1 protein-coding gene (only partly in view) is annotated in these 12,152 nt (G+C 71.3%); it reads left to right on the top strand.

This entire window lies inside a single protein-coding gene on the top strand: locus JYK02_RS10925, encoding a non-ribosomal peptide synthetase. The 43,590-nt coding sequence extends 5,206 nt beyond the window's left edge and 26,232 nt beyond its right edge, so the window shows coding positions 5,207–17,358 — codons 1,736 (partial) to 5,786 (complete); the first codon wholly inside the window starts at position 3. Both codon boundaries (start and stop) fall beyond the window edges.

The raw sequence follows: 12,152 nt of genomic DNA, 5'->3' as shown, positions 1-12,152 counted from the left end.
CGGTGCCCCGCGAGCGCGCGGTCCCGTACCGCGAGTTCATCGCGTGGCTGCAGCGGCAGGACGGCACCCGGCTGGAGGCGTTCTGGAAGCGGGAGCTCGCGGGCCTCCACGCGCCCACGCCGCTGCCGGGTGACGAGCGCGCGGCCCTGGCGCGGACGCAGCATCAGGATCACGCGGAGAAGTCGATACGCCTGTCCGCGGCGTCGACCACGGCGGTGGACGCGTTCGTGAAGCGCCACCAGCTCACGCTGAACACGCTGGTGCAGGCCGCCTGGGCGCTGGTGCTCGCACGCCACAGCGGGGAGCAGGACGTGGTGCTGGGCGCCACGGTGTCCGGGCGTCCGTCCGACCTCCCGGGCGTGGAGCGGATGACGGGCCTCTTCATCAACACGCTGCCGGTGCGCGTGCGCGTGCCCGCGCAGGAGCAGATCGTCCCGTGGCTGCGCCAGCTCCAGGCGCAGCAGCTGGAGCTGCGTCAGTACGATCACAGCCCGCTGGTGCGCGTGCAGGGCTACAGCCAGGTGCCGCGAGGCACGCCGCTGTTCCAGAGCCTCTTCGTCTTCGAGAACTACCCCATCGACTCGACGCTGAGCCAGCGCGCGAGCGTGCTGGAGGTGCGTGACGTCCAGGGCAGTGAGCGCAGCAACTTCCCGCTGACCGCGTCGTCCAGCCCCAGCCGCGAGCTGCTGCTGAAGCTGGCGTACGACACGCCGCGCTTCGAGGCTGAAGGGATTGGGCGGCTGCTGGAGCAGTGGCGGCGCGCGGTGGAAGGGCTGGTGGCGGGGGAGACGGGACGCCTCTGGGAAGTGGGCGTGCTGTCGTCGGAGGAGAAGCAGCGCGTGCTGGTGGAGTGGAACCAGACGGCGAGCGACTCCCCGCGCGAAGCCAGCATCGTGGACGTCTTCGCGGCGCAGGTGGCGCGTCGCCCGGACGCGGTGGCGTTGGAGGCGGGAGAGGAGCAGCTGACGTACGCGCAGCTGGACGCGAGGGCGAACCAGCTGGCGCACCTGCTGCGCGCGCACGGAGTGGGCCCCGAGTCGCGGGTGGCGCTGTGCCTGGAGCGCGGGGTGGAACTGGTGGTGGCGCTGGTGGCCATCCTCAAGGCGGGCGGGGCGTACGTGCCGCTGGAGGCGGACTACCCGCGAGAGCGCCTGGCCTACATGCTGAAGGAGGCCGGGGCACGCGTGCTGGTGACGACGCGAGCGCTGGGCGAGCGACTGCCCACGGACGGGCTGGACGTGGTGCGGCTGGAGGAGGCGCGGGAGGAGTTGGCCCGCCAGCCGAAGCACGCGCCGGCAAGTGACGTGGGAAGCCGCAACGTCGCGTACGTGGACTTCACGTCGGGCAGCACGGGCAAGCCGAAGGGCGTGTGCACGGAGCACGGCGGCGTGCTGCGCACGGTGCTGAAGGCCAACTACGCGAGGTGGACGGACGAGGACACCTTCCTGCTGCTGGCGCCGGTGTCCTTCGACGCGTCGACGCTGGAGGTGTGGGGCCCGCTGCTGAGCGGGGCGAAGCTGGTGGTGTACCCGCCGGTGCCGGTGGGGGATGTGAAGGAATTGGAAGGGGTGCTGAAGCGGCACGGGGTGACGGTGCTGCACCTGACGGCAGGCCTCTTCACGCAGATGGTGGACGGCAACCTGGAGGGGCTGCGCGGAGTGAAGCAGCTGCTGACGGGCGGAGACGTCGTGTCAGCGCCGCACGTGAAGCGGGCGCTGGAGACACTGGGCGTGGCGGTGACGGCCTGCTACGGGCCGACGGAAGGGACGCTCTTCACCTCGTGCCACCGGATGGAGACGGTGGAGGACGTGGGCACGGTGGTGCCCATTGGGCGGCCGATTGGCGACACGCAGGTGTACGTGCTGGACGGGCAGTGGCAGCCGGTGCCGGTGGGCGTGGTGGGGGAGTTGTACGCGGCGGGAGACGGCCTGGCGCGAGGCTACCTGGGCCAGCCGGGGCTGACGGCGCAGGCCTTCCTGCCCAACCCGTACGGCCCGGCAGGCAGCCGCATGTACCGCACGGGGGACTTGGCCCGGTGGCGCGCGGACGGCGTGCTGGAGTTCCAGGGCCGTGGGGACACGCAGGTGAAGGTGCGTGGCTTCCGGGTGGAACTGGGTGAGGTGGAAGCGGCGCTGGCGCAGTGCGAAGGCGTGCGCGAGTGCGTGGTGGTGGCGAAGGGGCAGGGGGCAGGGACGAAGCGGCTGGTGGCGTACGTGGCGGGCGAAGGCCTGGACGTGGCCCAGGTGCGCACGGCGCTGAAGGGGCGGGTGCCGGAGTACATGGTGCCCTCGGCCTTCGTGGCGCTGCCCGCGCTGCCGCTGACGGCGAATGGCAAGCTGGACCGCAAGGCACTGCCGGAGCCGTCGGAAGCGGGCGTGGAAGTCTCGGGTGCGTACGTGGCGCCGAGGACGCCGACGGAGGAGGTGCTGGCGGCGGAGTGGGCGAAGGTGCTGGGCGTCGCACGCGTCGGTGCGCGGGACAACTTCTTCGAATTGGGCGGGCACTCGCTGCTGGCGACGCAGGCCATTTCGCGCGTGCGCTCCGTCTTCGGCGTGGAGCTGCCGCTGCGCGCGCTGTTCGAAGCCCCCACCGTCGCGGACCTGGCGATCCGGGTGGATGCCGCGGCGCTCGGGGCGAAGGCTCCGCCGCTGGTGCCCGTGCCTCGCACGGGGCCGCTGCCGCTGTCGTTCGCGCAGCAGCGCCTGTGGTTCCTGGACCAGATGGAGCCCGGCTCCACGGCCTTCAATATGTTCACGGCCCTCCGCCTGGAGGGCGCGCTGGACGTGCCCGCGATGGAGCGTGCGTTCCACGCCCTCGTGGAGCGGCATGAGTCGCTGCGTACGACGTTCGAGGCGCGCGGCCAGGAGCCCGTGCAGCGCATCTCGCCCGTGCCGGAGCACGTGCTGACCACGGTGGACCTGTCCACGCTGGACGCGGACGCCATCGAGCTGGAAGCCCGCCGCATCGCGGGCGTGGAGGCGCGCTGGCCGTTCGACCTGGGCCGGGGCCCGCTGTTCCGCGCCACGCTCCTGCGCCTGGGCGCGCAGCGCCACATGCTGCTGGTGGCGAAGCACCACATCATCTCCGACGGCTGGTCCATGGGCGTCCTCGTGCGCGAGGTCACCGCCCTCTACGAGTCCTTCCGCACGGGCCAGCCCGCGTCGCTGCCCGAGCTCAAGGTGCAGTACGCCGACTACGCGGCCTGGCAGCGCGGCTGGCTGCAGGGCGACGCGCTGGAGACGCAGCTCTCCTACTGGCGCAAGCAGCTGGGCGGCTCGCCGCGCCTGCTGGAGCTGCCCACGGACCGTCCGCGTCCCCCGGTGGCGGGCACGCGCGGCGCCATCCTCCAGCGGATGCTGCCGGAGCGGCTCACCCAGGCGCTGCGGACCCTGAGCCAGCGCGAGGGCGCGACGCTCTACATGACGCTGCTCGCGGGCTTCCAGGTGCTGCTGTCCCGCCACAGCGGGCAGACGGACATCGTGGTGGGCGCGGACATCGCGAACCGCAACCATGCGGAGACCGAAGGGCTCATCGGCTTCTTCATCAACCAGCTCGCCATGCGCACGCGGCTGGAGGACGACCCGTCCTTCACCACGCTGCTGGCGCGCGTGAAGGACACGGCGCTGGGCGCGTACGGGCACCAGGACCTGCCCTTCGAGGAACTGGTCAAGGCGCTCAACCCAGAACGCAGCCTGGCCCACGCGCCGCTGTTCCAGGTGAAGCTCATCCTGCAGAACACGCCCACGTCGTCGCTGGAGCTGCCGGGACTGAGCTTCCGCGCCTCGGGCAGCGAGTCCGTGCAGTCGAACCTGGACCTGACGCTCTCCATCACGGAGACGCCGCAGGGTCTGTCCTGCCAGTGGGTCTACGGCACGGACCTGTTCGACGCCTCCACCATGGAGCGTCTGGCCGCCGGCTTCCGCACGGTGCTGGAGTCCGCGGTCGCTGAACCGGCGGAGCGCGTCTCCCGCCTCCCCGTGCTCCCCGCCGAGGAGCGCCGCACGCTGCTGGAGGCTTGGAACGACACCTCGCTCGCGTTGTCCGAGGACGGCGGACTCCAGGGGCTCGTCGAGGCCCAGGTGGCCCGCGCGCCGGACGCCGTCGCGGCGGAGTTCGAGGGCGAAGCCCTCACGTACCGGGAGCTGGACACCCGGGCCAACCAGCTCGCGTGGCACCTGCGGGGCCTGGGCGTGCGCGCGGAGACGCGCGTGGGCGTGTGCCTGGAGCGCTCGCTGGACCTGGTGGTGGCGCTGCTCGGCGTGCTCAAGGCAGGCGGCGCGTACGTGCCGCTCGATCCGTCGTATCCGTCCGAGCGCCTGGGCGCGATGCTGGAGGACAGCCGCGTCCCCGTGGTGGTGACGCAGGAGTCGCTGGCGGACGCGCTGCCGTCGCGCGGCGAGTGGCTGCTGCTGGTGGACGAAGAGGCCGCGGCCATCGCCCGCAGGCCAAAGGAGGCTCCGCCGTCGCTGACGGAGCCGCGCAACGCCGCCTACGTCATCTTCACCTCCGGTTCGACGGGGCGCCCCAAGGGCGTCGTCGTGGAGCACCGGGGCATCCGCAACACGATTGCGCGCACCGTGACGGACTTCGGCATCCAGCCGGGCCGTCGCGTCCTGCAGTTCACCGCGTTCGGCTTCGACGCCTCCGTGCTGGAGATCTTCGGCACGCTCGCGGGCGGAGGCACGCTGGTGCTGGTGCCGCGCGACGCGCTCCTGCCCGGCCCCGAGCTGACGGCGCTGCTGCGCGACCGCCACATCACCACCTCCGTGTTGCTGCCGCCCGTCCTGGCGGCCCTGCCGCACGACGCGCTGCCGGAGCTGGAGACCATCATCTCCGGCGCGGAAGCGCTGCCGCTGGAGCTGGTGGCCCGCTGGGGTGTCGGACGCCGGTTCCTCAACTGCTACGGCCCCACGGAGATCAGCGTCACCGCGACCAGCGCCCTCTGCGCGCCGGACGGTGGACGTCCGGGCATCGGCCGGCCGTATCCCAACACCCGGCTGTACGTGCTGGACCGCATGGGCCAGCCCGTGCCCACGGGCGTCCTGGGTGAGCTGTTCATCGGCGGCGTGGGCGTGGGCCGCGGCTACCTGGAGCGCCCGGATCTGACGGCCGAGCGCTTCGTGCCCGACGTCTTCGGCGGCGAGCCCGGCGCGCGGCTGTACCGCACGGGCGACGTGGTGCGCTACCGCGCGGACGGCCAGCTGGAGTTCGCGGGCCGCGTGGACCACCAGGTGAAGCTGCGTGGCTTCCGCATCGAGCTGGGCGAAATCGAAGCGGCGCTCGGTCAGCACATGACCGTGCAGGACGCGGTGGTGCTGGCGCGCGAGGACGTGCCCGGCCAGAAGCGCCTGGTGGCGTACGTCGTGCCGCAGGAGGAGCAGACGGCCGACGCGGAGGCGCTGCGCGCGTTCCTCAAGGAGCGCCTGCCGGAATACATGGTCCCCGCGGCGTTCGTCGCGCTGGACGCGCTGCCGCTGACGCCCAACGGCAAGGTGGACCGCAAGGCGCTGCCGAAGCCGGAGCTCCAGAATCTCGCGGCGGAGACCGGCGACGAAGCACCCCGGTCCGGCGCGGAGGAGAAGCTCGCGCGCATCTGGGCGGAGCTGCTGGGCGTGGAGGGCGTGGGGCGCCACGCGGACTTCTTCGAGCTGGGCGGGCACTCGCTGCTGGCGACGCAAGCGGTGTCGCGCATCCGGCAGGCGTTCCGCGTGGACCTGCCCGTGCGGGCCTTCTTCGAGATGCCCAACGTGGCAGCGCTCGCGGCGTGGCTCTCCACCCAGGTCCAGGACGTGGGCCCGGAGGTGCCGCCGCTGGTGCCGGTGTCGCGCGAGCAGCCGCTGCCGCTGTCCTTCGCGCAGCAGCGCCTGTGGTTCCTGGATCAGCTGGAGCCGGGAAGCCTGGCGTACAACATCCCGTTGACGGTGAGCCTGGAGGGAGACCTGGACGTGCCCGCGCTGGGCCGCGCCTTCCAGGAGATCCTCCGCCGCCACGAGTCCCTGCGCACCGCCTTCGGCGTGCACGAAGGCGAGCCGGTGCAGGTCATCTCCGCGGTGCCGGAGGTCGCGCTGCGGGTCGTGGACCTGGGCGCGCTGCCGGCCGCCGAGGTCGAAGCGACGCTGGAGCAGCGGGCGATGGCGGAGTCGCGCCAGCCGTTCGACCTGACGCGGGGACCGCTCGTGCGGGCGACGCTGCTGCGGCAGGACGCGCGGCGGCACGTGCTGCTCTTGACCATGCACCACATCGTCTCCGACGGGTGGTCCATGGGCATCTTCATGCGTGAGATGGCCGCGCTCTACGAGGCCTTCCACGCGGGGCAGCCCTCACCGCTGCCGGAGCTCAAGGTCCAGTACGCGGACTACGCGGCGTGGCAGCGCGGCTGGCTGCGCGGCGAAGCGCTGGAGGCGCAGCTGTCCTGGTGGCGTGAGCAGCTGCGGGACACGCCGCCGCTGCTGGAGCTGCCCACGGATCATCCGAGGCCGACGGTGCGCAAGCACCGCGCGGGCACGGTGCCGACGGAGTTCTCCCAGGCGCTGTCGGAGAAGCTCCAGGCCCTGGGGCAGGCAGAGGGCGCGACGCTCTACATGACGCTGCTCGCGGGCTTCCAGGTGTTGCTGTCGCGCTACAGCGGGCAGACGGACATCGTGGTGGGCACGGACATCGCGAACCGCAACCACGCGGACACCGAAGGCCTCATCGGCTTCTTCGTGAACCAGCTCGCCATGCGCACGCGGCTGGATGACGCCCCGACGTTCCGTCAGCTCCTGCGGCGCGTGAAGGACACGGCGCTGGGCGCGTACGGGCACCAGGACCTGCCGTTCGAGGAGCTGGTCAAGGCGCTCAACCCTGAGCGCAGCCTGGGCCACTCGCCCATCTTCCAGGTGAAGCTGTCGGTGCAGAACACGCCGGCCTCGTCCATCGAGCTGCCGGGCCTGAAGCTGCGCTCGCTGGGCCGGGACGAAGGCGCCGCGAAGGTGGACCTCACGCTGTCCTTCAAGGACACCGGCATGGGGCTGCTGTGCGTGACCGACTACCGCGCGGACCTGTTCGAGCAGGCGACGGTGGAGCGGATGATGGGGCACCTGCGGGTGCTGCTGGAGGGCATCGCCGCGAATCCGGACGCGACCGTGAGCGCGCTGCCGATGCTGGCGGAGGCGGAGCGGGAGCAGGTGCTGAGGACGTGGAACCAGACGGCGGAGTCCGTGCCGCTGGAGAGCATCCACGGGATGTTCGAAGCGCAGGCGAAGCGGAAGCCTGGAGCCATCGCGGTCGTCGCGGACGGCAAGCAGGCGACGTACGCGGAACTGGACGCGAAGGCGAACGGTGTAGCGAAGCAGCTGCGCGCGTTGGGAGTGGGCCCGGAGTCGCTGGTGGGCCTGTACGTGGAGCGCACGGTGGAGGCGGTGGCGGGGATGCTGGGCATCCTCAAGGCCGGGGGCGGGTACGTGCCGATGGACACGTCCTTCCCGGAGGCGCGAGTGAAGGCCATCGCGGAGGACGCGGGCCTGCGCGTGGTGGTGACGCAGAGTGCGTACGCAAGCCAGGTGGCGAACCTGGGCTGCCAGACGCTGAGCGTGGAGGACGTGAGCGCCAGCGCTGCGCCGGTGACGACGAAGGTGCGAGGGGAGAACGCGGCGTACGCCATCTTCACGTCGGGAAGCACGGGGCGTCCGAAGGGCGTGGTGGTGGAGCACCGGCAGCTGGCCAACTACGTGGGGAGCATCCGCGGGCGGTTGAGGCTGGAAGAGGGGATGAGCTTCGCGTCGGTGACGACGCTGGCGGCGGACCTGGGGCACACGGCCGTCTTCCCGATGCTGTGCGGAGGCGGGACGCTGCACCTGGTGTCGAAGGAAGTCGCGTCGGACGCGGAGGCCCTGGGCGCGTACATGCAGACGCACGGGGTGGACGGCCTGAAGGTGGTGCCCTCGCACCTGCGCGCGTTGCTGAGCGGGCCGAATGCGAAGGCAGTGCTGCCGAGGAAGCGGCTGGTGGTGGGCGGCGAGGCGTCGGAGCGCGAGTTGGTGGAGACGGTGAAGCGGCTCGCACCGGAGTGCGCCGTCTTCAACCACTACGGCCCGACGGAGACGACGGTCGGCGTGCTGACGAACCCGGTGGAGGGCGCGTGGGAAGAGGGCGCCACGACGCTGGCGCTGGGCCGTCCCATCGGCAACGCGCGCATGTACGTGCTGGACGCCAGCGGACATCCGGTGCCCCGTGGCGTGGCGGGTGAGTTGTACGTGGGCGGTGCGGTGGTGACGCGTGGGTACGTGGGCCGTCCGGAGCTGACGGCGGAGCGGTACGTGCCGGACGCTTTCAGCACGGAGCCCGGGGCGCGGCTGTACCGCACGGGCGACAAGGTGAGGCAGCGGGAGGACGGGAAGCTGGAGTTCCTGGGCCGCGTGGACTTCCAGCTGAAGGTGCGCGGGTACCGGGTGGAGCTGGGCGAGGTGGAGGCGGGGCTGAGCGCATGCGCAGGCGTGCGTGAGGCCGTCGTGGTGGCGCGGGAGGACGCGCCCGGAGACAAGCGGCTGGTGGCGTACGTGGTGGCGAAGCCGGGCAGCACGGTGGAGGCCACGGCGCTGAGGAGCGAGCTGAAGGGACGGCTGCCGGAGTACATGGTGCCGTCGGCCTTCGTCGTCCTGGAGGCGATGCCGCTCAACGCCAACGGCAAGGTGGACCGCAAGGCCCTGCCCAAGCCGGAGACGGTGGATGCGGACGCTCGGGACTTCGTCGCCCCGCGCACGCCCACGGAGCAGCGGCTGGCGGCGATCTGGAGCGAGCTGCTGGGCGCGAAGCAGGTGGGCCCCGGGTCCAACTTCTTCGAGCTGGGTGGCCACTCGCTGCTGGCGACACAGGCCCTCTCGCGGATCCGCCAGGCATTCGAGGTGGAGCTGCCCCTGCGCGCGCTCTTCGAGCACTCGACGCTGGAGCAGCTTGCGCTCCGCATCGACGCCGCCATGCAGGCCGGGACGGGCGTCCAGATGCCGGCCCTGGTGCCGGCGGATCGCTCGGGCGAGCTGCCGCTGTCGTTCGCGCAGCAGCGCCTCTGGTTCCTGGATCAGCTGGAGCCGGGCAGCGCCTTCTACAACATCCCGACGGCCGTAAGGCTGTCAGGGGCCCTGGACGTGGCCGCGCTGCGCCGCACGTTCACGGAGCTGGTGCGCCGTCATGAATCCCTGCGCACCACGTTCCGAGCGCAGGAAGGCCAGCCCGTGCAGGTCGTGGCGCCCGCGGCGGAGGTGCCGCTGGCGCAGGTGGACCTGTCGTCCGACGCGAACGCCGAGGCTCGGGCCCAGGCGTTGGCGGAGGAAGAGGTCCGGCGTCCGTTCGACCTGGAGCGCGGCCCGTTGTTCCGGGTGACGTTGATCCGCCTGGCGGACACCGAGCACGTGCTGTTGCTCTCGGTGCACCACATCGTCTCCGACGGTTGGTCGCGAGGCGTGCTGATCCGCGAAGTGGGGACGCTCTACGGAGCGTTCAGCACGGGCCAGCCGTCGCCGCTGCCGGAGCTGTCCGTGCAGTACGCGGACTACGCGGCCTGGCAGCGAGGCTGGCTGCGCGGCGAGGTGCTGGAGGCGCAGCTCGGTTACTGGAAGCAGCAGTTGGCGGGGGCGCCGCACGCGCTGGAGCTGCCGACGGACAAGCCGCGTCCGGCGATGCAGACGTTCCGGGGCACCAGCCGTTCGGTGACGTTGCCGGCCGCGCTGCGTGACTCGCTCTGGGAGCTGAGCCGGCAGGAGGGCGCCACGCCCTTCATGACGTTGCTGGCGGCGTGGCAGGTGGTGCTGTCGCGCTACAGCGGCCAGGACGACATCAGCGTGGGTACGCCCATCGCGGGCCGCAACCGCGCGGAGCTGGAAGGGCTCATCGGCTTCTTCATCAACACGCTCGTGCTGCGCACGCGGCTGGAGGGCAACCCCAGCTTCCGGCAGACGCTGCGTCAGGTGCGGGAGGTGGCGCTCGGCGCCTACGCGCACCAGGAAGTGCCGTTCGAGAAGCTGGTGGAGGAGCTGAAGCCGGAGCGCGACATGAGCCGTTCGTCGCTCTTCCAGGTGATGTTCTCGCTCCAGAACGCGACGCTGCCCTCGGTCCAGTTGCCGACCGGCCTGCGCCTCCGTCCCATCGAAGCGGAAGGCGAAACGGTCAAGTTCGAGCTGTCACTCTCCGTCATGGAGAGCGCCTCGGGGCTCGCCGTGGCACTGGAGTTCAACACCGACCTGTTCGAGGTGGCGACCGCGGAGCGGATGCTGCGGCACTTCGGCGTGCTGCTGGAGGGAATCGCCGCGCGTCCGGATGCGCGAGTGCTGGACCTGCCGCTGCTGGGCGAAGCAGAGCGCCAGCAGGTGCTTTTGGGGTGGAACGCCACCGACGTGGTGCTGCCGGAGGGGCAGGGGATTCCGGAGCGCTTCGCGGAGCTGGCGCGGGTGCAGCCGCAAGCCCCGGCCGTCGTGGCACCGGGCGGAGATGCACTGACGTACGGGCAGTTGGAGGCGCAGGCGAACCAGCTGGCGCACCACCTGCGAAGCCTGGGGGTAGGCCCCGAGGTGCTGGTGGGCGTGTGCCTGGAGCGTACGCCGCAGTTGCTGGTGGCACTGCTGGGCATCCTGAAGGCCGGAGGCGCGTACGTGCCGCTGGACCCGTCGTACCCGGCGGACCGACTGGCCCTCATGGTGTCGGAGTCGCGCCTGTCGCTGCTGCTGACGCAGCGTGCACTGGAAGGCACGGTGGAGGCTCCGGGCCTGCGCCGCTACCTGCTGGACGAGGAGGCTGGGGCCCGCGCGGCACTGCCCAAGTCGGCGCCCGCGCGTACGGCAGGCTTCGAGAATCTGGCGTACGTCGTCTTCACGTCGGGAAGCACGGGGACGCCCAAGGGCGTCATGGTGTCGCACCGCAGCTGGGCGAATGCGTACCTGGGCTGGGAGCGAAGCTACGGACTGAAGCAGGGGCCGCGAAGCCACCTGCAGATGGCAAGCTTCTCCTTCGACGTCTTCGGCGGAGACGTCTCTCGCGCGCTGTGCAGTGGCGGGAAGCTGGTGCTGTGCCCGAGGGAGTGGCTGCTGGAGCCGGTGAAGCTGCACGGGCTGATGGAAGCCGAAGCAGTCGACTGCGCGGAGTTCGTCCCGGCGGTGCTGCGAGGGCTGTTGCAGCACCTGGAGGAGACGGGCCAGCGGCTGGAGGGAATGCGAGTCCTGATTGCCGGCTCGGACGCCTGGTACGTGAATGAGTACCGGAGGATTCGAGGCGTCATCGGCGCTGGGACGCGGCTCATCAACTCGTACGGCATCAGCGAAACCACCATCGACAGCACGTGGTTCGAGAGCGAGGCGCTGGAGGCCGGGGACAACCGGCTGGTGCCCATTGGGCGGCCCTTCGCCAACGTGCGGATGTACGTGCTGGACGCGGCGCTCAAGCCGGTGCCGCCGGGAGTGGCGGGAGAGCTGTACATCGGCGGCGAGGGCGTGACGCGCGGGTACGTGCGCAGGCCGGAGTTGACGGCGGAGCGCTTCGTTCCCAATCCGTACGGCACTCCTGGCGCGCGGCTGTACCGCTCGGGAGACAGGGCGCGGCACCTGGCGGACGGGAACATTGAATTCCTGGGCCGGGCGGACACGCAGGTGAAGCTGCGTGGCTTCCGGGTGGAGCTGGGGGAAATCGAATCGGTGCTGGGCAAGCACCCGGCGGTGAGGACGGCGGTGGTGCTGCTGCGGGAGGAGCCGCGACGGCTGGTGGCGTACGTGGTGGCGCCGGAGGGAGTGGAGGCCTCGGCGTTGAGGCAGCACGTGAAGGAGAGCCTGCCGGAGTACATGGTGCCGGCGGCCTTCGTGGTGCTGGACGCGCTGCCGCTGACACCCAATGGGAAGGTGGACCGCAAGGCGCTGCCGGCGCCGGAAGGAGCGCAGGAATCGGCGGACTACGTGGCGCCGAGGACGCCGACGGAGGAGTTGCTTTCGAACCTCTGGGCGCAGGTGCTGGGCGTGGCGCGGGTGGGCGCGAGCGACAACTTCTTCGACCTGGGAGGCCACTCACTGGTGGCGACGCAGGCGATGTCGCGCGTGCGGAGCGCCTTCGGCGTGGAATTGCCGCTGCGGGCCCTCTTCGAGTCCCCCACGGTCGCGGCCCTCGCGATGCGCGTGGACGAAGCCCGGCGCGCGAAG

The sequence above is a fragment of the Corallococcus macrosporus genome, assembly GCF_017302985.1.
Taxonomy (GTDB): Bacteria; Myxococcota; Myxococcia; order Myxococcales; family Myxococcaceae; genus Corallococcus; species Corallococcus macrosporus_A.
This window is presented reverse-complemented; position numbering and strand designations above follow the sequence as displayed.